The sequence below is a fragment of the Algoriphagus locisalis genome (genome assembly GCF_900116615.1).
GTDB lineage: Bacteria > Bacteroidota > Bacteroidia > Cytophagales > Cyclobacteriaceae > Algoriphagus > Algoriphagus locisalis.
Genome location: NZ_FPBF01000003.1, coordinates 113,100 through 137,566 on the forward strand (window position 1 = coordinate 113,100; position 24,467 = coordinate 137,566).

The 24,467-nt window shown below is 42.0% G+C and carries 22 protein-coding genes and 1 tRNA gene; 13 read left to right on the forward strand and 10 right to left on the reverse strand.

Features of this window, described 5'->3' with window-relative positions; genetic code table 11:
- Window positions 1-7 precede the first annotated feature (7 nt).
- The gene (locus BM386_RS09440) at window positions 8-796 is read left to right on the forward strand and encodes a transglutaminase domain-containing protein (RefSeq protein ID WP_091693035.1); all 789 of its coding nucleotides are present in this window, start codon (window positions 8-10) and stop codon (window positions 794-796) included.
- 59 nt (window positions 797-855) lie between these two features.
- On the opposite strand, the gene BM386_RS09445 is transcribed toward BM386_RS09440, so the two are convergent.
- Entirely contained in the window at window positions 856-2,340 is a 1,485-nt protein-coding gene (locus BM386_RS09445) for a sodium:solute symporter family protein (protein WP_091693036.1), read from the reverse strand.
- Between the two features lie 369 nt (window positions 2,341-2,709).
- On the opposite strand from BM386_RS09445, the gene BM386_RS09450 reads away from it, so the two are divergent.
- The 4 genes from BM386_RS09450 (at window position 2,710) to BM386_RS09465 (ending at window position 6,738) form a co-directional block, all read left to right on the forward strand.
- Window positions 2,710-4,131, forward strand: coding sequence for an alanine/glycine:cation symporter family protein (locus tag BM386_RS09450; protein WP_091693038.1), 1,422 nt, complete (start codon window positions 2,710-2,712; stop codon window positions 4,129-4,131).
- A gap of 182 nt (window positions 4,132-4,313) precedes the next feature.
- Window positions 4,314-5,078, forward strand: coding sequence for a type I methionyl aminopeptidase (gene map, locus BM386_RS09455; RefSeq protein ID WP_091693039.1), 765 nt, complete (start codon window positions 4,314-4,316; stop codon window positions 5,076-5,078).
- A gap of 107 nt (window positions 5,079-5,185) precedes the next feature.
- Window positions 5,186-6,310, forward strand: coding sequence for an ATP-binding protein (locus tag BM386_RS09460; protein WP_091693041.1), 1,125 nt, complete (start codon window positions 5,186-5,188; stop codon window positions 6,308-6,310).
- A gap of 203 nt (window positions 6,311-6,513) precedes the next feature.
- The gene (locus BM386_RS09465) at window positions 6,514-6,738 is read left to right on the forward strand and encodes a hypothetical protein (RefSeq protein WP_091693042.1); all 225 of its coding nucleotides are present in this window, start codon (window positions 6,514-6,516) and stop codon (window positions 6,736-6,738) included.
- Between the two features lie 107 nt (window positions 6,739-6,845).
- On the opposite strand, the gene arsB is transcribed toward BM386_RS09465, so the two are convergent.
- From arsB to BM386_RS09505, 8 genes are all read right to left on the reverse strand, one after another.
- Window positions 6,846-7,901, reverse strand: a complete 1,056-nt coding sequence (gene arsB / locus BM386_RS09470; RefSeq protein WP_091693044.1) for an ACR3 family arsenite efflux transporter — start codon at window positions 7,899-7,901, stop codon at window positions 6,846-6,848.
- Window positions 7,902-7,910: 9 nt separating this feature from the next.
- Window positions 7,911-8,534: a low molecular weight phosphatase family protein gene (locus BM386_RS09475; RefSeq protein ID WP_091694422.1), complete on the reverse strand. Its 624-nt coding sequence runs from the start codon at window positions 8,532-8,534 to the stop codon at window positions 7,911-7,913.
- A gap of 20 nt (window positions 8,535-8,554) precedes the next feature.
- A complete protein-coding gene (locus tag BM386_RS09480; RefSeq protein WP_091693046.1) occupies window positions 8,555-9,025 on the reverse strand; it encodes a DUF6428 family protein in 471 nt (156 codons plus the stop codon).
- Window positions 9,026-9,064: 39 nt separating this feature from the next.
- Entirely contained in the window at window positions 9,065-9,397 is a 333-nt protein-coding gene (locus BM386_RS09485; RefSeq protein ID WP_091693047.1) for an ArsR/SmtB family transcription factor, read from the reverse strand.
- 482 nt (window positions 9,398-9,879) lie between these two features.
- Window positions 9,880-13,053, reverse strand: coding sequence for an efflux RND transporter permease subunit (locus BM386_RS09490; protein WP_091693049.1), 3,174 nt, complete (start codon window positions 13,051-13,053; stop codon window positions 9,880-9,882).
- 32 nt (window positions 13,054-13,085) lie between these two features.
- Entirely contained in the window at window positions 13,086-14,198 is a 1,113-nt protein-coding gene (locus tag BM386_RS09495) for an efflux RND transporter periplasmic adaptor subunit (protein WP_091693050.1), read from the reverse strand.
- 28 nt (window positions 14,199-14,226) lie between these two features.
- Window positions 14,227-15,546, reverse strand: a complete 1,320-nt coding sequence (locus BM386_RS09500; RefSeq protein WP_091693052.1) for a TolC family protein — start codon at window positions 15,544-15,546, stop codon at window positions 14,227-14,229.
- A gap of 26 nt (window positions 15,547-15,572) precedes the next feature.
- Window positions 15,573-16,169, reverse strand: coding sequence for a TetR/AcrR family transcriptional regulator (locus BM386_RS09505; protein WP_091693053.1), 597 nt, complete (start codon window positions 16,167-16,169; stop codon window positions 15,573-15,575).
- 228 nt (window positions 16,170-16,397) lie between these two features.
- Here BM386_RS09505 and BM386_RS09510 point away from each other — a divergent pair.
- From BM386_RS09510 to BM386_RS09520, 3 genes are all read left to right on the forward strand, one after another.
- Window positions 16,398-16,479 (forward strand) — tRNA-Leu (locus BM386_RS09510).
- Between the two features lie 111 nt (window positions 16,480-16,590).
- The gene (locus tag BM386_RS09515) at window positions 16,591-17,436 is read left to right on the forward strand and encodes an alpha/beta hydrolase (protein WP_091693055.1); all 846 of its coding nucleotides are present in this window, start codon (window positions 16,591-16,593) and stop codon (window positions 17,434-17,436) included.
- A gap of 88 nt (window positions 17,437-17,524) precedes the next feature.
- Complete coding sequence (locus BM386_RS09520; protein ID WP_091693056.1) at window positions 17,525-18,676, forward strand: 1-acyl-sn-glycerol-3-phosphate acyltransferase; 1,152 nt, start codon at window positions 17,525-17,527, stop codon at window positions 18,674-18,676.
- On the opposite strand, the gene BM386_RS09525 is transcribed toward BM386_RS09520, so the two are convergent.
- Window positions 18,654-19,874, reverse strand: a complete 1,221-nt coding sequence (locus BM386_RS09525) for a GAF domain-containing sensor histidine kinase (protein ID WP_091693058.1) — start codon at window positions 19,872-19,874, stop codon at window positions 18,654-18,656. The two genes, BM386_RS09520 and BM386_RS09525, sit on opposite strands and share 23 nt — an antisense overlap.
- Before the next feature lie 119 nt (window positions 19,875-19,993).
- Between BM386_RS09525 and BM386_RS09530 the strand changes: the two genes are divergently transcribed.
- The 5 genes from BM386_RS09530 to BM386_RS09550 all read left to right on the forward strand — a co-directional run bounded on the left by BM386_RS09530 (window position 19,994) and on the right by BM386_RS09550 (window position 24,462).
- Entirely contained in the window at window positions 19,994-20,578 is a 585-nt protein-coding gene (locus BM386_RS09530) for a peptidylprolyl isomerase (RefSeq protein ID WP_091694424.1), read from the forward strand.
- Window positions 20,579-20,604: 26 nt separating this feature from the next.
- Window positions 20,605-21,687, forward strand: a complete 1,083-nt coding sequence (locus BM386_RS09535) for a Gfo/Idh/MocA family protein (protein WP_091693060.1) — start codon at window positions 20,605-20,607, stop codon at window positions 21,685-21,687.
- Window positions 21,688-21,865: 178 nt separating this feature from the next.
- Window positions 21,866-22,624 (forward strand): SDR family NAD(P)-dependent oxidoreductase, encoded by a 759-nt coding sequence (locus tag BM386_RS09540; protein WP_091693062.1) that lies wholly within the window; start codon window positions 21,866-21,868, stop codon window positions 22,622-22,624.
- Between the two features lie 150 nt (window positions 22,625-22,774).
- Complete coding sequence (locus BM386_RS09545; protein ID WP_091693064.1) at window positions 22,775-23,635, forward strand: fumarylacetoacetate hydrolase family protein; 861 nt, start codon at window positions 22,775-22,777, stop codon at window positions 23,633-23,635.
- On the forward strand, window positions 23,632-24,462 hold the full coding sequence (locus BM386_RS09550; RefSeq protein ID WP_091693066.1) for an amidohydrolase family protein: 831 nt from the start codon (window positions 23,632-23,634) through the stop codon (window positions 24,460-24,462). The genes BM386_RS09545 and BM386_RS09550 overlap by 4 nt, the downstream gene beginning before the upstream one ends.
- Window positions 24,463-24,467: the final 5 nt, after the last annotated feature.

The window sequence follows — 24,467 nt, forward strand, 5'->3', positions numbered from 1 at the left end:
TTGACCTATGAACCTACGAACCAGCTGTACGATAAAGTTTGAAATCCCCGACCCGACGCCGTTTATTCTCATGCTGAGACCAAGAAGTGGTGGTCAACAATGGGTAGAACGAGAGGAATTTAAGATTACGCCACATACTCCTGTTTTTGAGTTCTCTGATACTTATGGTAACCTCTGCCAGCGCCTGATCGCCCAGCCAGGCTTATTTTCTATTCATACTTCGTCTGATGTAATTATATCAGATTATATGGACCAGGGCTTCGATGCTCCTTTTGTAGAAATCCAAAATCTACCAGACTCAGTCTTGAGTTATTTGCTTCCTAGTCGGTATTGCGAGTCAGACTTTTTTTATGAAATGAGTTTGTCTATCACACAGGGACAATTACTAGGCTATAATCAAGTGGCAGCAATTACGGATTGGCTTCGGGAAAACATTAGCTACATCCCAGGAAGCAACAATCAGCCTCTGTCAGCGATTCAGGTAAACGAACGAAAGTTTGGTGTCTGTACTGACCTTGCGCATCTAGGAATTGCCCTATGCAGAGGCTTGAGTATTCCAGCCCGTATCGTAGTTGGATATTTACACAAGTTGAAACCAATGGATATGCATGCATGGTTTGAGGCCTATATTGGCAATCGTTGGTACACTTTTGATGCTACACAAACCGGCTCCCCAAGTGGATATGTCATGCTTGGCGTAGGCCGGGATGCTGCTGATGTAGCCATTTTCAACCAATTTGGCCCACCTGTATATCCCTTCGAGCAACTCATTCAAGTAGAGCAACTCTCATTTTAAGGGAATTGAGAAAAAATTCTATTGCGAGATCGACTCAAATCGCGCTGAAATCAGGGGCATTACTTGCTTTTGAATAGTGAGGTTAATACAAATCCCACAATAAAAATTGTGAGTGTTCCCATCACGATAGTGAGGTTGGTATGTAAAACATTCTTGAATCCCTCAATACTCGTCCCATTTAAAATAATCGGAGAAAGACTCATCCAGCCTATCACCAAAACGCCAAAAAGCACTCCAATTGCCGCTGCTTTGCTCGAAGCTTTTTTCACTACGAACCCGAGCAAAAACAAACCTAAAATTCCTCCGCTAAAAATAGACGAAAGTGCCCACCAAGCCTCCAAGGCGCTGGTAACTCCATTGAAAGCTAAGGCAACTACGATACTTAGAATGCCCATCACAAAGGAACTGATCAACAATACCCGCATGGATTGCTTCTCAGTGGCATTTTTATGAATGTATTTCCGATAATGATCTGAAAGGAAAACAGTCGCCGAACTGTTGATACTGGTCGATACGGTACTCATTCCCGCTGCGAAAATCGAGGCAATCAAGATGCCAGTTACGCCAGAAGGCAAACCAGAAACTATAAAGTACGGGAAAACTTTATCCGCATTTTCTGCCAACTTCAGGTCTGCTGGAAGCAAATCCGGAAAGGCTTGATAATAGGAAAAAAGTGCAGTGCCTATTAAGAAAAATAACAAGGAAACCGGGACATAAAGCAAGCTTCCCAGCCAGGTAGATTTCACCGCTTCTTTTTCTGTCTTGGCAGTGATGTAGCGCTGAATATAGCTTTGGTCAATCCCGAAATTCTGAAGGTTAATAAATAATCCATAAACAAGAATCATCCAGAAAGTCGATTCTACAAAATTAAAATTGAAACTTCCCAAGTTGAATTTATCCGCTTCGAAAGCAATGGTAATCACTTCTCCGGGACCATTAGGCATTGAAAATAAAATAACAACCAAACAGAGTAAAGCCCCTCCTATCAGCACTATTCCCTGAACAGCATCTGTCCAAATCACCGCCTCTATTCCTCCCAGCATGGCATACACCATCACACTTATGCCAGTACACATGATAATCATGGGAATACTCCATCCAAAAAGTGCATTCATAGGCAAAGCCAGTAAATACATGATCGCACCCATCCTAGCCAATTGTGTCAATAAGTAGCAAATGGATGCATAGATCCTAGCCCAGGACCCGAAGCGGGTTTCCAGGTAATAATAAGCTGACTCACTTTGGAGGTTTCTGTACAGTGGGACGAAATACTTCACCGCTATCCAAGCCGCAAGGGGAATCGAAAGACTAAACACAAAGCCGTTCCAATTGGACAGAAAGGCATTTCCAGGAAGTGCCAAAAAGCTGATGCTACTCACAAAGGTGGCAAAGATGGACATCCCAATTGCCCAGCTTGGAAGTCGGCCTCCTCCAGTAGTATATTCCAACGCTGTTCTTTTCTTAAAGGAAAAGGAAATCCCAAACAGCACGATTGCCGCCATATAAACTAAAAAAACCACTAAATCTAGGATAGGTAAATCCATGGAAAACCAGGTTATTTTGGATGGAGAAAACTACTATTTCAGAAAGAAATCCTTTCCTACTGAAAAAACTACCCGTCAATAAGAGTAAAATTCCTGAAAAATCTAACCTGTTAACTGGGTAAAAGACATTGCTTTTGAAACCAACCTTATTCGAAATCGCTATTTCCAACCAGCTGGTATATTTATCGATACGCTGAATAAAAAGTAAGCTAAATTGGACTTCACCCAATTTTAAAAGGCATTTGATCAACTATTAGCACCATTTAAAATGAATCTTCTGCTATAATCGCTTATTTTTTGCTTTCTTCGGGTTCAAAATAAACCCAACATCAACAAATCGTATTAGAATTAGAAGTTTACCAATAAAAAATGAAAGAAATAGTAGAAGCCATTAACGCGGTTGTTTGGAGTAATGCATTGATCTTTCTTTGCTTAGCCGCCGGAGTATATTTTTCCTTTACCACCAAATTCCTTCAAGTCACCTATTTAAAAGAAATGGTGCAGCTCCTTTTCAAAGGAGAATCATCCAAAGAAGGTGTCTCCTCTTTTCAGGCATTCGCAATCGCGATCTCAGGCCGGGTAGGAACAGGTAATATCGCCGGTGTCGCCACAGCAATAGCCATGGGCGGCCCTGGAGCCATATTCTGGATGTGGGTTATCGCATTTCTCGGGGCATCTTCAGCTTTTGTTGAATCCACCCTAGGACAAATCTACAAAGAGGTCAATGACGGAGAATACCGAGGCGGACCGGCTTATTACATAGAAAAAGGCATTGGGAAAAAATGGTACGCAATGGTCTTCGCTTTCGCTACTATTCTGGCAACTGCAGTATTTATGCCAGGCGTACAGAGTAACAGTATAGCGCTGAGTATGAACAACGCATTTGATGTGCCTGTGATGTGGACTGGCATTATCATCACTTCCTGTATGGCTCTGATTATTTTGGGGGGAGTAAAAAGAATCAGTAAAGTCGCCGAAGTAGTCATTCCATTTATGGCAGGTGCTTATATCCTCATGGCTGTGATCATCATTGCGATCAACATCACAGAAGTACCAGCAGTATTTGCATTGATATTAAAATCTGCTTTCAACATGGAAGCAGCATTCAGTGGAGTATTCGGTATGGCTATCGCCTGGGGTGTGAAAAGAGGGATTTATTCCAACGAAGCTGGACAAGGAACCGCTCCGCACGCAGCTGCTGCAGCGGAGGTAAGCCATCCGGTAAAGCAAGGCTTGGTACAGTCTTTTTCAGTGTATGTAGATACACTTTTCGTTTGTACAGCTACTGCCTTGATGATCTTATTCACCGGACAATTTAATGTAGTCAATCCTGATGGTGGATTTATAGTAGAAAACCTTCCTGGAGTAGCATTTGGTCCGGAGTACACACAGTTTGCCGTGGCTTCCCAGTTCCCTTCTCTAGGCGCTGGATTTGTCGCAGTATCATTGCTTTTTTTTGCCTTCACTACGATCATGGCTTATTATTACATCGCAGAGACTAACCTGAGTTATTTGATTAGAAAGTCGCATAACAAATGGAGTATTTGGGTGCTTAGGCTTGCTATATTGGGAGCTACATTCTACGGAACGATCAAAACAGCTGAGATGGCGTGGACTATGGGTGATATCGGAGTAGGTCTAATGGCATGGCTGAATATTATTGCAATTATTCTTCTTCGAAAGCCAGCTTTCAAAGCGTTGAAAGATTATCAAAGACAGAAAAAAGAAGGCAAAGATCCGGTGTTTATAGCTAAGGATGCTGGCATTGATAATGCTGATTTCTGGAAGTGATTTTTACCGCAGAGTTCGCAGAGTGTGACACAGAGAGCGCTAATGGTTAATTAACACTATAGAAGCCGGCAACTAATTGTCGGCTTTTTTACTAGGTAGGATTTCTTTCCTGATCAGATGAACCAAAAGAATATAGAATTTAGTTCTAGCAGTTGAATTATCTCAAAAAACCAGGATAACGCATGTCAATTACCAAAGAATCCGAATTAATCGGAATGAAGCGCATCTCGGAAGTAGTGGGAACTACGCTCAGACTAATGACTGAATATGCCAAAGTCGGCATGTCCACTAAGGAACTTGACGAATACGGAGGTGAAATTCTGAAAAGTTATGGAGCTAAATCAGCACCTTACGAAACGTATAAATTCCCAGGATATTCTTGTATCAGTGTCAATCAAGTTGCAGCACATGGTATCCCTTCTGAAAAAATCATATTGAAAGAGGGCGATTTAATTAATATAGATGTCTCTGCCGAGCTGAATGGTTTTTGGTCGGATAACGGAGGCTCTTTTGTCTTGGGAAAAGACATTCATAATCATCAGCCGCTGGTAGATGCTTCCAAAAACATCCTATACAAAGCCATAAATGCTATTAAGGGCGGAGTGAAAATCGCCGACATTGGCTATTTGATAGAAACTGAGGCTAGAAAATCAGGGTTCAAAGTCATTAAAAATTTAGCCGGTCATGGCGTTGGAAGAAGTTTACATGAAGAGCCTTCGGATATTTTAAATTACAGAGTCAGAAGTAACAGAGAACGCTTTAAGAAAAATACGACGGTAGCCGTTGAGACTTTTATCTCTACCAATTCAACTTATGCTGTAGAGCAAAATGACGGTTGGACTTTGGTAGGAAATAAAGGTGGATTCGTCACCCAGCACGAGCAGACGATTTTGATTACAGATGATGTTCCTGTAATTCTAACAGAATCGAATGGGTTTTGGAAATAACTCTTTAAACCCTAATTATCGAGAATTTACATGTATATTTTCGGTTATGATCGAGAATTTACATGTATATTTTCGGTTATAGTCGAAAATATACATATTTTTGACCTATGATTTCTCGTCAAATAGAAATAGAATTACGAAAAAGAATTCACCAAGGAAAGCTCTTGGTAATAATTGGCCCTCGGCAGGTGGGAAAGACCACGCTGATGAAGCAAGTCTTAGATTACCCTAACGACAAGGTATTATGGTTGAATTGTGATAATCCAGATGATAGGCAAAGTCTTTTTGAAGTTACAACTTCAGCGCTGAAGACACTTATAGGAAAGTATAAATTGGTCGTAATAGACGAAGCCCAACGAGTCCTGAACATTGGGCTTACCTTGAAAATTTTGGCAGATGAATTTCCTGAAGTTCAAGTCCTAGCGTCAGGTTCATCAGCTTTAGACCTTGCCAATTCAATCAAAGAGCCCTTGACTGGTCGGAAACGAGAGTTCCAACTTTACCCAATTTCTACAGAAGAACTTTGCTTGCATACTTCACTTAGGGAAGAGAAACGGCTCTTGGAGCAGAGGCTGATCTTTGGCTTTTATCCAGAGGTAATCAATCATCCGAGCGAAGCACAGGAGGCACTTCAGGAAATCACCAACAGTTATCTTTACAAAGATATTTTGAGTTTGGCGGATGTTCGCATGCCTACCATTTTACAAAAGCTGTTATTGGCGCTGGCCCTGCAAGTAGGTTCTGAGGTCACATTCAACGACTTGGGAAATACAATTGGAATAGATAAGGAGACCGCGGAAAAGTACATTGACTTGTTGGAAAAAGCCTTTGTGATCTTTCGGTTGAACTCATTTAGTAGGAATATGCGGCGGGAACTCAAAAAGAGCCGAAAAATATACTTTTGGGATAACGGGGTACGCAATGCTATAATCAATAATTTCAATTCCCTTGAGCTAAGGACAGATAAAGGAGCTCTTTGGGAAAATTTTATAATCTCAGAACGGATGAAGTATCTGAGCTATCACAGAATCCCTACTAACGTTTACTTTTGGCGGACTACTACTGGCAAAGAGCTGGACTGGCTGGAAGAGCGAGATGGAAAATTACTTGCATTTGAAGCAAAATGGAACCCTGAACGACGGACCAAGCTGCCGCTAGGCTTTGAAGAGGCGTATCCAGGTACAGAGTTCCGGGTAGTCCATCGTGACAACTACTTGGAAGTGTTGACTTAAAAAAGGTAGAAATAAATCTCTACATTATTTTGCAGAGGAAACTCAGGCTAGGGTTAATTTTAGAATCAATTTGATGTAAGGCAAAAAACTCGAAATTCCACATATGGCCACAACTTCTTGTTTTTCAAAAACACAAATCAGCTAGCATATTGATTTTTAGTTTAAAAAACATTATGTTTAACTAAAACTAAAAAAGAAAGCTTATGGAAGTCGGTAAATCGAAATCTTTTTATCCTACCAAAAACCAATTGATCATTGCAGGTTTTGCTTGGATTGTGGGTGTTTTTATTCTACTCGCATCTATGACAGACTTTTTTTCAGAAAGTCTAAAAAACCGACAACTGACAATTCTTGGGATGTTGACTTCTTTGAGCCTCGTGGCAGTTTTAGTCATTTGGTCAAATTATCCTAGAAGACAGAAATCATAATTGAAAACTTCATTGGCTTAAGTGAAAATTAGGTCACATGTTTTGAATCCCCTCAAAACACATAGGAAAGGTAGCTAAGAGTGAAAAGCGCCAGTTTTACTCTTGCCTCAAGCACCTCTGCTTTTCACCCTTGCGAAGTATTTATCCTTCAGCCAAAATGACACTCGAACTAGCAAGATCAGGGCTGGCACCTCTACCAATGGCCCAATCACTCCTGTGAATGCCTGTCCGGAATTCAAGCCGAACACGGCAATTGCTACTGCTATCGCCAATTCAAAGTTGTTGCCTGCCGCGGTAAATGCTACTGCCGCAGACTTATCGTAAGTTCCACCCATTGCTTTGGTCATAAAGAAGCCAATCACAAACATCAGTGCGAAGTAAATTAGCATCGGAATAGCTATCCTCACCACATCCATAGGAATCTGCACGATGAGTTCACCTTTCAAGGAAAACATCACAACTATAGTGAAAAGCAATGCCACCAAAGTCATCGGTGAAATCGCTGGAATAAAGGTGTTTTTGTACCATTCCTCCCCTTTTGCCCGAACCAAAATAACCCGGCTCAGAATTCCCATCAAAAATGGAATCCCCAGGTAAATGGCTACACTTTCGGCAATAGTCCCAATGGAAATATCAATGATGGCTCCTTCAAAACCGAAGTAAGGAGGAAGAACGGTGATAAATATCCAGGCATAAAAGCTATAAGCGAAAACCTGAAAAATGCTGTTCAACGCCACCAAACCAGCTCCATATTCACTGCTTCCCTCTGCAAGATCATTCCACACCAGCACCATCGCGATACATCTCGCCAAACCTATCAAAATCAATCCCACCATATATTCTGGATAGTCATGAAGGAAAATGATTGCCAAGGCAAACATCAATACCGGACCAATGATCCAGTTTAAAACCAAGGAAACAGATAGGATCTTCACATTCCTAAAGACCTTCGGCAATTGCTTGTAATCGACTTTTGCCAGCGGTGGATACATCATCAGAATCAATCCTATGGCAATAGGGATATTGGTAGATCCTACGCTAAAGGAATTGACAAACGTGGAGCTGGAAGGAAAAAAATAACCAATCCCCACTCCCACGGCCATTGCGAGGAAGATCCATAAAGTGAGGTATTGATCAAGGAAACTTAGCTTTTTGGAAGCCATGGTTAATTTTTAAGAGATTTTGGAAAACACGTAAAGCATCTCAGAGGCAATTTGCAGGGATCGTTCATCGTATTTGCTGCCTTCCTCTGGGGTATCGTCAAAAGCTTTTGGATCTTCATATCTCACTGGAATTCTGCTTTCTGTCCCCGGAATAAAAGGACAATTTTCATCTGCATGAGCGCAGGTCATCACGGCCGCAAAGCGATCAGCCTTATTGATAGCATCGTCGAAAAGCTTGGAAAAAGCACTGATCGGATCTGCATCGTCAGAGTGAAACACAAAATAAACAGGATTCACTTCGCCTTTTTTGCTTACCCGAAATCCACTTCTCTTGATCGATTCCACAGCTCTTTCATTGAAAGCTGTTACCTCCACCCCACCCGAGAAGCAGTGGGCCGGAATGGAATATAAATCCGCAGCCGTCTGAGCCCAGATCTGAGAAAACTGACTTCTTCTGGAATTATGCGTACAGATGAAGTTCAGATTAAGCTCTTCCCTGGCATCCACTTTTGCCTGAATGTAATCTATAAGCACCTGCAGAACTTCCTTTCTTTCATCTGGAATGGAAAGCGATTTGGCTTTCTCTATGGTTTGTGCCAAAGCTGGCAGCAATTTGATTTTCTCCGTGTTCATAAAAATGTATTGAGGATGGATTAACAACAACCAGAACCTGGAGTACAAGAAGAATCAGTGATCTGTAAAGTCGATAGTCTTATTTTTGGCTTTTGCTCGGGAATTCCGCATTTGTCCTTTGCCAAACAATCAGTTTGCTTGCTGGTCAACTGAAAATTAACTCCGTCGAAATCCAACCCGAATTTCCCGATTGTCTCTGCCTGATATTCCACTTCTACTTCTAAGTCTTCCATTTCAAGGACTTTCTCAGAAAGCTCAATAATATTGAGCAACTTCTCTGGATGAAGTCTGTGATTGTAATCATCCGCATTCCAAAGTTGGAAATTGGCGATATACTCATTTCTCACAGTTCCTCCACAATCAATGAAATGCTTGCTGATTTTCCCCACTTCAGTGACGTGAAAGTGAGTAGGCACCAATTGCCCAGTTGGTAGTTGAAAAGCAATTGTTCCCAGCTTTTCCAATACTGATTTTACTTCTGACAATTTCATAACTAAGATTATTTGATGTGATTAGTCTCTAAATTTTAACTAGCAGCAATTTCCTTTTTCCGCTATATCCTGATCGAAGAATTCATTCAGAACCTTCTTCATTTTATTCCAATTTTCCAGATCAATACAATAGCAGACACTTGTACCTTCTATATTTCCCTTGATCAAGCCCAACTGCTTCAGCTCTTTCAAATGCTGGGAAATGGTAGGTTGAGCCAAACCTATCTCTATCACCAAGTCGCCGCATACACAGGTATCCATTTTGAACAAATGCTGAAGAATCGCTACTCTGGACGGGTGAGCAAATGCTTTCGCGAAAACAGCAACCTCGTTTTGTTGCTCTGAGAATATTTCAGTTTTGGTAAGTCCCATATCTCTCTATTGATTCATTGCAATATTACGATAGACTATTTTCAATTCCAAAAAGTTCAGAGAATTATTAGTTATCCAAGTTTGAGATTTCTAGCAGAGTTCTCTTTGACGCAGCTTCTGGAGAAGCAGCATAACCTTAGCTGGTGAAGCCAGCGAAACATTAAGACCATTGCTCTTAGAGATTTACAATCTCGAAGCTCTATCGTTGGATTTGTAATCCAAGTACAACCATCTTTTGATTTAACAAGGACTAAAAATCCTCCTATTTAACCTCAGAATTACAAATTGCTAGGAACAGTGATTACTAAAAGTAGTGGCATCTTTGATGCGGCTTCTGGAGAAGAAGCTTAACGCTGGTTGATGGGCCAACCGAACTATTGCGGCCTCCGTGTTACCCTCGGTGCCCACAGCGGTTAAAAAAAATGCCCCCATCAAGCTCATCACTTTCTGGGGGCATTTGAATTAAAAAACCACTGTACTACTTAATGATTCTCATGCTTGCTTGGATCATAATTGGCTTCTAACTCAGCCAAGCCCTTTTTACCATAGGCGATTTTAGTAATCACCACATACAAGACAGGCACAAAGAAGATCGCTAAGAAGGTAGCTGCAAGCATCCCTCCAATCACCGTAAAACCAATCGTCTGTCTTGCTACTGCTCCAGCTCCATTGGAAATAGCCAAAGGAACTACACCGAGGATAAAGGCAAGAGAAGTCATGATAATCGGACGAAGTCTCAATTTCACAGCTTCCAAAGTGGCCTGAAGTAGTGGCATTCCCACATCCACACGTTCCTTAGCGAATTCCACGATCAAAATGGCGTTTTTCGCAGCCAAACCTATCAACGTAATCAAACCAATCTGCGCATAAATATTATTATCCAACTTCGGCAGGAAGTGAAGTGCGATGATTGCCCCAAATGCTCCCAGTGGTAAAGCCAATAAAACTGAAAATGGTACTGACCAGCTTTCGTACAAGGCTGCCAAAAGCAAGGAAACCAACACAATTGCCAAGGCAAAAATCAGGATAGTGCTACTTCCTGAAGAAAGCTCTTCCCTACTCAGGCCTGAGAAATCATAACCATAACCTGCTGGCAAGGTCTCTGCTGCAACTTCTTCCAAAGCTGCCAGTGCTTGCCCGGAACTATAACCCGGAGCTGCATTACCATTGACTTCTGCAGATCGGAACAAGTTGTAGTGCGAAATCACCGGAGCATTTTCCACCACTTCATAACTAATCAATGCACTTAGTGGAACAGCTTCTCCCCCAGAACTCTTTACATAGTACTGCTCCAGATTGTTTATTCCAGCACGATAAGCTGTATCTGCTTGTGCCACTACCCGGAAGTTTCGGCCGTATCTGGTAAAGTCATTCACATAGGAACTTCCCATGTAATTTGACATGGTAGTAAAGATCTCTGTAAGCGGAACTCCCAATTTCTTGGCTTTCTCCCTGTCCACGGTCACATGATATCCTGGGGTTTTTGCCGTAAAGAAGCTATACGCCATTGCAATTTCTGGACGTTGATTTGCAGCTACAAGGAATTGCCCCAGCGCACCTTCAAACTCTTTGATATCTCCAATTGCCGAACGCTGCTCCAGCATAAAGCTGAAACCACCAGTACTACCCAAACCTGGGATCGCCGGTGGCGGCACCACCACTATACTTCCTTCGGTAATAGCTGCAAACTTTTGGTTCAGAGTTGCCAACATTCCTCCAAGCTGAAGTGAAGGATCTTTTCTATCATCCCAAGGATCCATCTGCACGAAGAAAGTCGCGGCATTTGGCTTGAATGAGAAGTTGATCACGTTCAATCCACCGATACCGGTCACGTGATTGATACCTTCTGTTTCGTCCAAAATAGCATTCATCTTCTGCATCACAGCCTGAGTTCTGTTACTCGCAGCACCTTCCGGCAACTGAAGTGTAACGTAAAGTCTTCCTTCATCCTCGGTAGGTAAGAAGCCGGTTGGTTTGGTTTGGAAAAGACCAAAGGTACCCGCGAAAATACACACGAGTAAAATCAATACCAGTGGTGCTCTTTTGATACTAGCTCTTACACCGTTGGTATAGCTGCCCGTGGTACGCTCAAACCACAAATTGAATTTGTAGAAGAACTTATTAAGCCCTTTACCATTTTCATTTACTTCAGATGGTTTAAGGAGAAGAACACACAATGCAGGAGTCAAACTCAAGGCTACAAATGCTGATAGCAAAACAGAAATTGCAATGGTGATTGCAAACTGCTGGTACATTCTACCCACGATACCTGGGATAAATCCTACCGGAATAAATACTGCTGCCAAAATCAAGGCAATCGCAATAACCGGAGCTGTGATATCTTTCATCGCCAGACGGGTTGCTTCTTTCGCAGAAATCTTCTTGGAATCTATGTAATGCTGCACAGCTTCCACCACCACGATCGCATCATCCACAACAATACCAATGGCTAGTACAAAACCAAATAGTGTCAGCGTATTAATCGTAAATCCGAGTAAAGGGAAGAAAATAAACGTACCGATAATAGAAACCGGAATTGCAAGAACAGGAACCAATGTTGCTCTCCAGCTCTGCAAGAATAAGAACACCACAATAATCACAAGAATCAATGCCTCCACGAACGTGTGCATCACCTCATTGATAGATACTTCCACTACAGATACAGATTCAAAAGGAACTGTATATTTCATGTCTGTAGGGAAACTCTTTTGCAACTCATTCAAAGCTGCATACACACCTTCAGCCGTTTCTAAGGCATTACTTCCAGGAGCCTGATAAACAAGTAAAATCGCTGCTTCTTCACCATCCAAGGTAGAATATCTACCGTAGTCAAACTGACCTAATTCGATTCTGGCTACATCTTTCAGATACACCAAAGAACCGTCCTGAGGATTTGTTCTTAATACGATGTCATCGAATTCCTCAGCTCTTTCCAATCGGCCATTGACAGTTATCGGATATTCAAAAGCTTGCGTATCGTACTGAGGCATACTTCCCACTGTACCTGCTGCGACTTGTAAGTTTTGTTCTTGAATGGCCGCAGTCACTTCACGGGCCGTAATTCCGTATTGAGCAAGTTTATCTGGCTTCAGCCATACCCGCATACTGAAATCCTGGCCAATGGCAGTGATATCACCTACGCCGTTTACACGAAGTAGTGCATCCTTGATGAAGATATTGGCATAGTTGGAAAGGAATTTAGAGTCATGAGTTCCTTCTGGTGAAGTAATACTCAATACCATCATAATGGATGGATTTCTCTTTCTCACGGTCACACCCAATCGACGTACAGCCTCCGGAAGAGATGGCTCGGCGATGGATACCCTGTTTTGCACATCCAGTGTAGCAATGTTGATGTCCGTCCCAACTTCAAAGGTGACGTTCATCTGCATCTGACCTGTACTGGTGTTATTCGAGGAAATGTAAGCCATCCCAGGCGTACCATTCACTTGGGTTTCAATTGGTGTCGCTACTGTCTGCTCCACCGTCTTTGCATCTGCACCCGTGTAGTTGGCTGACACTGAGACTACCGGAGGCGTGATGTCAGGATACTGCGTAACGGGGAGATTTAATATTGCTAAAACACCGACCAGCACGATGACGATCGAAATCACCATTGCAGTTACTGGCCGTTTTATAAATACGTCTGATATCATTAGTAATTAATCAAGTCTTATTAAAAAACGATTTATTGAGCTGCATTTTGCTCGGTGATCTGAGCTCCTTCACGAAGTTTTTGAATGCCGGTAACCACTATTTTGGCACCTTCCTCCAAGCCACTTCTCACCACGATTCCCTCTCCGATCTGTGACCCCAACTGCACATTTTGCTGCTTCACTGTATTGTCAGGCTGGACTACATACACAAAATATTCGCCCATCTGCTCAGTCACAGCTTTGTAAGGAATTACCACTTGTTCTCCAATGTCCTGATTCAGTACCATAAGATTCACAGTCATCCCAGCGATGAGGTCACGTTCAGGATTGGGGAATTGCACACGAAGATTAATTGTACCAGACTGTCTTCCTACTGCTCTGTCGATGGTAGTGAATTTGCCATTGTGCGGATATACAGATCCATCACTGAACTTGATTCTAAACAAGGAATCTGGGTTATCTTCAGACTTCAGCATTTTGTTGAATCTTGGTATCTCACGTTCGTTGATTACAAAATTCAAAGACATAGGATCATTGGAAGAAAGTGTATTTAGCAAAGGCGCTCCCGGAGAAACCTGTGTACCCAATCTCACTTGGGAAATCCCTACAGTTCCGTCAAACGGAGCAATCAATACAGAATACCCAAAATCCGTAGAGGCTGACTCCAGCTGTGCCTTAGCTGAGCTAAGTTGGGCTTTACCGTTTAGAACCTCAGTTTGTGCATGATCAAGCGTTTGCTTTGCGATAGCATCCTGCTCATCCAGTCTTTTGTATCGTTCGTAGTCTTTTTCCAATCTCGCCAGATTAGCTTCAGCACTTTCCACCAATGCCTGCGCTTGCTGTCTTGAAGCTGCGTATTTGCTTCGGTCTATTTCGTAAAGCTTCTGTCCCTTCTTTACTTCCTGTCCATCCTGAACATAAATATTAGTGATGTATCCACCAATCTGAGGTCGGATTTCTACTTCATTGAGAGGAACTAGGGTAGCTGGATATTCATCAAGTCCTGTCACGGACTTTTTCACCAAAGTATAAGTAGTGACCACAGTTGGTGGTGGTGCTTGCTGTGCCGCTTGCTCTTTTTGTCCACAAGAAAACCCTGCTAAAATCAAGGCCGAAAAAGCTACAAGTTTGTATGATAAGTTCATATCGTATAAAATTTAAAGGGGATTCGAATTAGTTAATAGTGCCTAAAGCTTTTTCTAAGTCAAGCTTGTCTTCCAAGACCTGATAAAAAGCATTGATATGATTAATCTGGGCGGTTTGAAGGTCTGTCTCCGCTACGACAAGTTCCACGTAAGCTTTGATCCCTTCATCGTATTGCATTTTGATGATGTTATAAACTTCCTCTGCCATCACCATATTTTCTCTGATCAGCTGCCATTCATACACGCTACTGTTGTAATCTGCCAGTGCTGTGGAATATTCCGTCTGAATTTGATTGCCCAGGTTTTCGATTTCTACATTACCACGCTCTACCTGAAGTTCCGCTGCTTTCACCCGATGAATTCTTTTTCCTCCCTGAAAAATCGGGATTGCAAGGTTTACTCCCACTGAAGAAATTGGATAAGCAGCCCTGTATAGATCTGAGAAATTGTTATTGAAGTAATTCCAATTGTATCGGTAATAGGCAGACAGTTCAGGTAGGTAGTTCCACTTTTCGTAACTGGTCTGAATTTCATTTAGCGTCTGCTGAGTTTTTAATAAGCGGTACTCCACTCTGTTTTCCAGCATCAGAGGATCCGCGACATCCTGGACTACATTACTTGCCTCTGCCTGAAGATCAAAATCAACGGTAAAATCCAGACTATCCGGATAACCCATCAACTGCTTCAGGTAATCGTATTTAGCCTCAAAAGAATTGGCGACACGATTGCGGTCACTTTTTACATTGGTCAAGGCAATCGATGCTCGCTGGTAATCCGTTTTGTCAACTAATCCTGCTTCAAATCTGCTATACGCATCTTTGTATTGCTTTTCCAGACGATCCAAGTTTTGATCAAGGATATTAAGCTGCTCCTCAGAAAGGAGAATAGAATAAAATGCCTTGCTGACATCCACGACAGTATTGATTTTGGCATTCTCAGTCACCTGCTGAAGTTGCTGTCGGTAATACGTTGAGGATTTGGATGCAAAAAGCTGATCTCTGTTAAACAAGGTCTGATTTGCTTCCAATAAAACATTGGAGTTATACTTCTGTCCAAACGTGATCAGTTGGTCCCCGATAATCTGCTGCTGAAGTTTGATGTTGTATGCTCCAGCTGCCGATGCAGTGATTTGAGGGTACCACGCGGCCAAATTTGACTTGATATCTCTGTCCCCTATTTCCTCATCTAGTTGTGCTTGCCGTATAATTGGACTCTGCACCAGCGCAAATTCTATCACCTGATCCAAAGTCAACTCGCCTCGAGGCACTGTGCTTTCTTCTTGACTGTAGGCGGCTTTGGTCATGAGTAGTAAACTCAGGCCGAGTAACAGTAAACGTTTTTTAAACATGTAATTAATAATTAGTTGGTAAAGAATTAAAAAAGGTTTTTGGGTTCAGCATTTTTGATCCCAGCCCAGATCAGGTGGGATATTTCTTCCAGATTCACGTTCTTCTTAGCGAGTTTGGTCTTAAAATTCTTTTTGATTTTAACTGTTGAATTGATATTCGTATTGACCAAAATGGATAAAACCACCGGATTAGTCTCGCGAATCGCCCCCTCGTCCATTCCTGACTGAAAAAACCTGTGAGCCCATTCATGCCACCTATTAGGCTTATTTTGGACTTCCTCTGAATTAAAAGGGGAATTCAGAAACTGGTCATAAAATCCATGAATTGCCGGATGTTGCTCGTAGAATTCTGTGAAGTTGTGCCAATAATTGAAAAACCTGGTTTCAAAGTCCAAAGAAGCGTCATCTCTTTCAGACATATAAGAAGTGATTTTTTCAGCCGCATAATCATAAATTCCCACGATCAAATCTTCCTTATTTTCAAAGTAAGTATAAATGGTACCAGCAGCTACACTGGCATTTTTGGCTACCTGACTCACCGGACATCCATGAAATCCATTTGCATGCACCAGTTCGAGTGCACTCTCAATGATGCTTTGCTTCTTGTCTAATAAATTCTCCATAATTGACTGAATGAACGTTCAATCATAATGAAGCTACAATAGTTCCTGCTTTTCCAAAAATTAGCTAGAAATTTTAGGAAAGGTAAATCCCCTAGAAAAAGTAAAAAATAAAGCTGTTGAAAATGAATCAGTTCTGTGATCCCAAGCCTATTCTGAGCATCTTATGCTGGCTTTTGGTATTATTTCCGATTAAGAATTACTAACATTGCATCCCAATTGAAAACAGCTGCGGATGTGGCGAAATTGGTAGACGCACTAGACTTAGGATCTAGCGCCGCGAGGCATGGGGGTTCGAGTCCCTCTATCCGCACTAAGACCTCTCAGGAAACTGGGAGGTCTTTTTTATTTTAGCCCTTAGGAATTACATTATTCCTTATATGCTTATTATGTATCTTAACTCAAACCCGAAAAGCCCTTTCACATGAAGAAGTTTCTGATTTTACTTTTCATCGCTCCAAACATACTTTTTGCGCAAGCGAAAGTCGATACCATCGAAGTCTTCAGCAAAGCCATGGATAAAACCCTGAAAGCTGCAGTCACAATGCCTTCTACTTACGATGGCAACAAGCAATTTGCCACACTATACCTACTTCATGGAGGAAGTGGAGCATTTAGCGATTGGCATCAAAAAGTAACCGAACCCGGCCTTATCAACCGTATGGCTGAGGAATACGACTTGATTATCGTCACTCCCGGCGTTGGACCAGCTAGTTATTACTACGATAGTCCAGTGATGGATTCGGTACAATACGAGACTTATATTACAGCTGAATTGATTCCCCACATCGACAAAACCTATAAGACTTTAGCCAATAAGGAATCCAGAGCGATCACCGGCCTTTCTATGGGAGGACATGGAGCTATTATGCTAAGTGCAAAGCATCCTGAGCTATTTATAGCTGCTACAAGCATGAGCGGTGTGATGAACATCGATACCCGCTTGTGGAAAGTTTCAGAAGATTTCTCCAAGCTTCGTCAAGATCAAAAGAAAGAAATGCTGGGCGAGGATTTGCAATACGATTCTCCTTTTAGCACCTATACTGCAGTAGGACTAGTGGATAAAATGAAAGAGAATGGAATTGCCTTGCTTATGGACTGCGGCGTAGATGATTTCTTACTGGAAACCAACAGACAAATGCACCAACTCCTTTTAGAAAATGGCACCGAACATGAATATACAGAGCGTCCAGGAGCTCACACTTGGGAGTATTGGACCAACGCACTTCCATACCATTTGCTGTTCATAGACAAGCACCTTAGTAGATAGTTTTACAAATTATTAACTTTGACCAATATAAATTACCTTAGATTTCTAAGCTAAAATTTGCTTTTTGCAGATCACCCAAGAGATTATTATGTCGCAATTTGATTCTATCAGGCCTTTTTATGACGCAGAAGCCAACGCTGCAATCCGCAAGATTGTAGATGACCCCATGCTGGAGGCTATGATGAGTTTCACTTTCCCTTCTGATTCTAAGGAGCATTGGAAAGATTTAATGGTGCACACTCATTCGCTTCGGGACTTTCAGGTCAATTTCATTTACCCTGGAGTTCAGAAGGTATTGAAGAAAAGCTCGGAAGGATTGAGTACAGGCGGATTTGAGCAATTAAAATCCAACACAGCTTACCTATTTATCTCAAATCACAGGGATATTATTTTAGACACCTCATTATTAAATGCCTGTCTTTATGAAAATGGGCTGGTGCTTACTACTTCCGCTATTGGAGATAATTTGATCCAAAAACCATTTTTACATACCCTTTCCAGACTCAACAGAAACTTTGCGATCAAGCGTGGGCTTCAGGGAAGGGCATTATTGGAAAGTTCACAGCTAGCTTCTGCATACATCAAAAAGTCATTGTTATCAGAAAACAGGTCTGTATGGACAGCTCAGCGTGAAGGCCGCACCAAAGATGGAAATGACGCTACTCATCGAGGCGTGCTAAAAATGCTGACCTTGGCGGAAGAAGGCTCTAATCCATTTGGGTATTTTGAAAAAATCAATGTTGTCCCGATCTCGATTTCCTACGAATATGATCCTACGGATATTTTGAAAATGCCTGAGTGGTTAGCAAAGTCCAGGGATGAAAAATATGTAAAGGGTGAAAACGAGGATTTTTTGAACCTTCTCAGAGGAATAATGGGTACCAAAAAAAGAATCCACCTTCAGGTAAACGGAATTCTCGACAAGGAAATAAAGACGATTTCTGAAATGGAACTCAGTCAACCTGATAAACTCAGCAGACTTGCCGAGTGCATAGATCAGAAAATCTGGGCGGGATATAAACTTTGGCCTAGCAATTACATCGCGCATGACCTACTCTATGGGGACGAAGAATATGTCAACTTTTACACCAAAGCGGAAAAGGAGTCTTTTGAAAAAAGACTAACTGAGAAAGTAAATACCAGCAATGAATTCTTAATAAAAAGCTTTTTGTCCATGTACGCCAATCCGGTTAACAACCAAAAAGCCGCTTTAAGCATTAGTTCACCTTCAGATGTATAGTAAACTTGGTGCCTTCGCCTAATTTGGAATCAATTTCAATCGTTCCGTTTTGTTGATTTACCAATTGTCTGACCAGGTTCAAGCCTAACCCAAAGCCAATTTCTCCTTTAGTTCCGTGATCAGTGGATGTACCATCTTCTAGTATTTCTTGAATCTTATCACGAGTCATTCCTTTCCCATTGTCTTCCACAATTAGTTCTAAAGTCAGATCTAACTCCTTACGATTCAATTTCATATGAACATTTATCTCACCACCCTCATGCGTGAATTTGATAGAATTAGAAAGTAGATTACCTAAAATCTGAAGAATATATAATTTGGAAAAAGACTCAAATTGGTTTTCCTGGTCTAGAAATATGTTGAAGTCTATTTTTTTTACTGTCACCTGTGGGGTAAGCAGATGAAGAATCGTGTCTTTGAGTTTCACTAGATTAGTTTCCCCCTCTTTCAATTCACGGCTTCGTTGAGAATTACCATCGAAGTCCTTGGTGAGAATATCTTTGGACAGATCCAGCAAGGACAAACTGCTGAATTTGATCATTTCCGCATACTCCATTATTTCCTCAGGATCAGCTGTTACCTCCTCGTCAAGAATCAAATCTGCCAATCCGATCACTCCCCCTATCGGCCCTCTAATATCATGTGCCAATTTTTTCTGATTTAATTCAGACTCCTTTAGTTTATTCTTCAGGCTAGCCACCAGATTATTGACCCGTAACCTGTCTACCACTTGTCTGGCTATCAAACGCAAGATCTCCTTAACATCCTCAGAAAGATGCATCATCTGGCTATCCATTACGCACAAAGCGCCAAGGTTGTACCCTTCTGGAGAGGTCAAGGGCACTCCCATATAGTAGCGTAGATTCGGAGCATCCTTCACATAAAACTTGTTTTTAAAGCGTTCATCAGCACTTAGGTCTTCTACTTCAAGGCCTTCATTTGGATCATTTAGTATAGTGAATTGGCAAACGGATTCTTCTCGCGGCATCTGCGAAATCTCTATTCCATAAGATGACACACTCCATTGGGTGAAAGAATCAATAAGATTTACCAGAGATATCTCTGTTCCACAAATTTTAGCTGCTAACTCCGTCAGAAAATTTAACCCTTGCTTTGGCTCATAATAATCTATTCCTAGATTACTCAGTGCCAAAAGCCTCTCCAATTCACTTTCAGACTGGGAGGAAATTTGATTCATTTTGTTACTTTTAAGTGATGCGTATGCAAAAAATCTTTATTTCATATTCCTATCCAAACGAAATGGCAATTACTTTTTCTTTTTTGATCGATATACGAGGCTTTTTCATATCCAGATCAATGCAACTACTTACAATACTATTAATCAGCTTTTTATTCATTTCCCAAAGCAAAACCTTCGCTCAAACATCCAGTGAGGACATACCTGTTGGACAAATTATCACCCGTTATGGAGAGATTTTGATCGCGCTGGATGATCGAACTCCAAATCATAAAGCCAGCTTCATAGAACTTGCAAATGCTGGCTATTGGGATTCCTTGACCTTTAATCGTGTCATTCCAAACTTTGTGGCCCAAGGAGGTTGCCCAGACACAGAAGAAGGATTTAACGATCCGGAATATCTGTTGGAACCTGAATTTGTCCCAGAACTGAAACACGTATATGGTGCTGTGGGATCTGGGCGGGATGATAATCCGGGGAAACTATCAGCGAGATGTCAATTCTATATTGTCCAAAATCCTGATGGTATTCCTAGACTCGATGGAGATTACACGATATTTGGACATGTGATAAAAGGTATGAGTGTGATAGAACAAATCGTCCGGGTGAAGCGGGATGGGACTGATGAACCACTAAAACCAATAGCTTTGAAAGTAGAAATCATCCACTTTTCAAAAGATGAAATTTCCAGAATATCCCACTAACGGGCTAAAATCAGATTACTCCCAAAATGTCCAATCTTAAACAACCCATCAAAATCCTTGTCGTAGGCTGCGGAAATATGGGAATCGCGCACGCCACAGCATACCACAATTTCCCAGAATTCGAAATCTGCGGTCTTGTGTCCAGAGGTGATTCCAAAAGCAAACTAAACGAGCAACTTCAGGCAAATTATCCGCTTTTTAAAGATTTCGACAAGGCTTTATCCCAAACCAAACCTGAAGCTGTCTGCATCTCCACCTATCCGGATACGCATGAGGATTTTGCTTTGAAAGCATTGGAAGCCGGCTGCCATGTGTTCATCGAAAAACCACTGGCAGATTCTATCGCAGGATGCGAGCGAATCATTTCCAAAGCTAAAGAGGTAGATAAAAAAGTTGTTGTAGGTTATATTCTCAGGCATCACCCTTCCTGGATCCGATTTATCTCAGAAGCTGAAAAGCTAGGCAAACCACTCGTGATGCGCATGAACCTGAACCAGCAAAGCCAAGGCTACATGTGGGATGTGCATCGCAATTTGATGAAAAGCCTAAGTCCGATTGTGGATTGCGGAGTGCATTACATAGACGTAATGTGCCAGATGACACGATCCAAACCAGTCTCGGTTTCAGCAATCGGAGCAAGACTCACTGAAGACATTTCAGAAGACAATTACAACTATGGACAACTCCAGATTCGTTTCGCAGATGGCTCTGTAGGCTGGTACGAGGCCGGTTGGGGACCAATGGTGAGCGAAACAGCTTTTTTCGTAAAAGATGTGTTTGGCCCAAAAGGCGCGGTTTCCATCACAGCCAAAGATGCCGGAGCAAGTGGTCAATCTGACCATGTGGATTCCCACACCAAAACCGAATCCATTAGAGTACACCACGCTTCTATTGATTCTGAAAACAAGTTTACACAGCTAGATGAATGGATAGATCTTGCCGACGAGCCGAATCATCAGGAGCTTTGCAATCGGGAGCAGCTGTATTTTCTAAAAACAATTCTAGAAGACATCCACCTAGCCGAACACTTGGAAGATGCGCTGAATAGCCTGAAAATCGCTTTTGCTTGCGATGAATCAGTAAAAACCGGCGAAACAGTTAAATTATAATCTATGGAAATTAGTTTGGGGATTTAGGTCAAACACCCTAATTTCCATTTTGCTTTAGTTATGAAATCGAGCATGTCGGAAGCGACACCCAAAGGGATGATTATCTCCCAAGCGAGATTCCATCCCGTTTCCTTCGTCACGGGACAGGTTATGGCCTTTAAAAGACAAATTATAATCTATGAAATATAAAACAGTACTTATTACAGGAGGGGCATCTGGAATAGGACTCGCCATGGTTCAGCTTTTTGCTGCCAAAGAAACCAAAGTTTACTTCATCGATATCAATCCCGAAATCGGAGAAAAAGTAGCTCAGGAAGAGCGGGACAAAGGTTTCGATGTGACCTTTCTTTGCGGAAGCGTGGCTGACCCTACCGAAACAGAGAAATTAATTAACTCCATTCCCGGAAAAATAGACACGCTGATCAATAATGCCGGTGTTTCTCATATCGGAAAGGTGGAAAACACCAGCCCGGAAGATTTTGACCGGGTATTCCAAGTGAATGTGAAAGGCATGTATAACTGCACCAAGGCGGCACTTCCCAAACTGAAAGAAAATGGAGGCGGATCCATTTTGAACATGGCTTCTGTGGCTGCTACCATAGGAATTCCAGACCGTTTTGCGTACAGCATGACCAAGGGAGCGGCCCTTTCCATGACCCTGAGCATTGCGCGGGATTATGTGGCTGATGGCATTCGCTGCAATTGTCTTTCGCCGGGACGGGTGCATACTCCGTTTGTGGATGGCTTTTTGGCAAAAAACTATCCGGGACAGGAGAAGGAGATGTTTGAAAAACTCGCCGCTACTCAACCGATTGGAAGAATGGCTACACCAGCAGAAATCGCAGAACTTGCCTATTTTGTGAGTTCGGACGCAGGTAGCTTTATCACAGGAACTAATATTCCGATTGACGGAGGTTTCTTGGGATTGAAAATGTAAGCGGATTTACGAATTAAGAAATACGATTTATGAGTTCAATGCATTGATTGAGCTTAATTATAAATTTTGACTTCTAACATCTTGACTCTTATATCTTGTGTCTTGAATCTAAAGTCTTAATACTTGATACTAACTACTTAATACTTAAAAATGAAACTTATACGATTCGGCGAAGCCGGCAAAGAACAACCAGGAATCCAAAGTGCAACGGGCAAATATTTAGATTGCTCAGGCTTCAAGGAAGACTGGAATGAGGAATTTTTTACTAACAATGGACTTGCACGACTGGAAGAATGGCTTGAGGCAAATGAGGAAAACTTGAATGAAATCCCCGCTGATTCGCGCTTGGGTTCGCCGATTGCCAGACCATCTAAAATTGTTTGCATTGGTTTGAATTACCGTAAACATGCGATAGAATCTGGCATGGCAGTTCCGGAGGTCCCTATCATTTTCATGAAGGCTACTTCTTCTCTTTGTGGGCCTTTTGACAACATTTTGATTCCTAAGAACTCTGTGAAAACGGACTGGGAAGTGGAACTGGCAGTAGTTATCGGCAAACGAGCGAAATATGTGAGCAAAGAAAATGCGATGGAATATGTTGCTGGATATTGCGTCCACAATGACGTGAGTGAGCGTGATTTCCAATTACATCATGGTGGTCAGTGGGTGAAGGGCAAAAGTGCTGACAACTTCGCTCCTCTTGGGCCAGTTTTGGTTACCAAAACTGAGATCGAAGATCCTCATAACTTAAGACTTTGGCTGAAACTAAACGGCAAAATGCTTCAGGACAGCAATACTTCTGATCTGGTTTTTGACATCCCAGAATTGATCGAGCACCTGAGCCAATACATGACTTTATTGCCTGGAGATGTAATTTCCACCGGTACTCCAGCTGGCGTGGGACTTGGCCTTACCCCTCCTACTTATTTGAAAGAAGGTGATGTGGTTGAACTTGGAATCGAAGGACTAGGCGAATCAAAACAGACAGCAATCAACGATCCTGAAGCATGAGACTGGATTCCCACCAGCACTTTTGGAAATACAATCCTGAAAAACACTCCTGGATCACCGATGACATGAAGGTGATCCAGGAAAACTTTCTTCCGGATGATCTGAACCCAATTTTAAAGGAACATCAGATTGATGGTTGCGTGGCTGTGCAGGCTGATGAGAGCATTCGGGAAACAGCTTTCTTATGTGATCTGGCGCAAGAACATGAGCAGATAAAAGCCGTAGTTGGATGGGCAGACCTTGGTTCTGATGAGTTAGACAAGGATTTGGATCAGTTTGCTTCGCAAAAAAAACTCAAAGGTTACCGTGAGATTTTGCAGGCAAAGCCTGTGGATTATATGCTGCGCAAGGAATTTATCAGAGGCATTGAGAAACTTGGGAAGCGTGGTTATACCTACGATATTCTGATTTTCCACAATCAGTTGGAAGCAGCTTTACAATTTGTGAAAAAAGCTCCCGAGCAGGCTTTTGTAATTGACCACATTGCCAAGCCAAACATCAAACTGGGCATTTGGCGCGAATGGAAAAAGGAAATGGCTCCTCTCGCAGAGCGAGACTATATTTTCTGTAAGTTGTCAGGCATCATCACCGAGGCTGATTGGAAAAACTGGACAACAAAAGATCTGCAAGTTTATCTCGATGTGGCTCTTGAACTATTTGGCCCAAAACGCCTAATGTTTGGAAGTGATTGGCCAGTGTGCAAGATTGCTGGAGAATACGAACAAGTTTTGGAGATAATTGAGCGATTTACAGATAGACTTTCCAAAACAGAGAAAGAAGGAATTATGGGAAATACTGCGGCGGAGTTTTATGGGGTAACAGTGTAAAAAAA

Bases quoted from the DNA above. Each gene is read 5' to 3' on its own strand.
- BM386_RS09460 (WP_091693041.1), top strand. From the start codon at position 5,186: ATGATTTCTCGTCAAATAGAAATAGAATTACGAAAAAGAATTCACCAA.
- BM386_RS09440 (WP_091693035.1), top strand. From the start codon at position 8: ATGAACCTACGAACCAGCTGTACGATAAAGTTTGAAATCCCCGACCCG.
- BM386_RS09480 (WP_091693046.1), bottom strand. From the start codon at position 9,025: ATGAAATTGTCAGAAGTAAAATCAGTATTGGAAAAGCTGGGAACAATT.
- BM386_RS09450 (WP_091693038.1), top strand. From the start codon at position 2,710: ATGAAAGAAATAGTAGAAGCCATTAACGCGGTTGTTTGGAGTAATGCA.
- BM386_RS09545 (WP_091693064.1), top strand. From the start codon at position 22,775: ATGAAACTTATACGATTCGGCGAAGCCGGCAAAGAACAACCAGGAATC.
- BM386_RS09540 (WP_091693062.1), top strand. From the start codon at position 21,866: ATGAAATATAAAACAGTACTTATTACAGGAGGGGCATCTGGAATAGGA.
- BM386_RS09520 (WP_091693056.1), top strand. From the start codon at position 17,525: ATGTCGCAATTTGATTCTATCAGGCCTTTTTATGACGCAGAAGCCAAC.
- BM386_RS09475 (WP_091694422.1), bottom strand. From the start codon at position 8,534: ATGAACACGGAGAAAATCAAATTGCTGCCAGCTTTGGCACAAACCATA.
- BM386_RS09525 (WP_091693058.1), bottom strand. From the start codon at position 19,874: ATGAATCAAATTTCCTCCCAGTCTGAAAGTGAATTGGAGAGGCTTTTG.
- BM386_RS09485 (WP_091693047.1), bottom strand. From the start codon at position 9,397: ATGGGACTTACCAAAACTGAAATATTCTCAGAGCAACAAAACGAGGTT.
- BM386_RS09445 (WP_091693036.1), bottom strand. From the start codon at position 2,340: ATGGATTTACCTATCCTAGATTTAGTGGTTTTTTTAGTTTATATGGCG.
- BM386_RS09530 (WP_091694424.1), top strand. From the start codon at position 19,994: ATGCAACTACTTACAATACTATTAATCAGCTTTTTATTCATTTCCCAA.
- BM386_RS09515 (WP_091693055.1), top strand. From the start codon at position 16,591: ATGAAGAAGTTTCTGATTTTACTTTTCATCGCTCCAAACATACTTTTT.
- map (WP_091693039.1), top strand. From the start codon at position 4,314: ATGTCAATTACCAAAGAATCCGAATTAATCGGAATGAAGCGCATCTCG.
- BM386_RS09505 (WP_091693053.1), bottom strand. From the start codon at position 16,169: ATGGAGAATTTATTAGACAAGAAGCAAAGCATCATTGAGAGTGCACTC.
- BM386_RS09490 (WP_091693049.1), bottom strand. From the start codon at position 13,053: ATGATATCAGACGTATTTATAAAACGGCCAGTAACTGCAATGGTGATT.
- arsB (WP_091693044.1), bottom strand. From the start codon at position 7,901: ATGGCTTCCAAAAAGCTAAGTTTCCTTGATCAATACCTCACTTTATGG.
- BM386_RS09535 (WP_091693060.1), top strand. From the start codon at position 20,605: ATGTCCAATCTTAAACAACCCATCAAAATCCTTGTCGTAGGCTGCGGA.
- BM386_RS09495 (WP_091693050.1), bottom strand. From the start codon at position 14,198: ATGAACTTATCATACAAACTTGTAGCTTTTTCGGCCTTGATTTTAGCA.
- BM386_RS09465 (WP_091693042.1), top strand. From the start codon at position 6,514: ATGGAAGTCGGTAAATCGAAATCTTTTTATCCTACCAAAAACCAATTG.
- BM386_RS09550 (WP_091693066.1), top strand. From the start codon at position 23,632: ATGAGACTGGATTCCCACCAGCACTTTTGGAAATACAATCCTGAAAAA.
- BM386_RS09500 (WP_091693052.1), bottom strand. From the start codon at position 15,546: ATGTTTAAAAAACGTTTACTGTTACTCGGCCTGAGTTTACTACTCATG.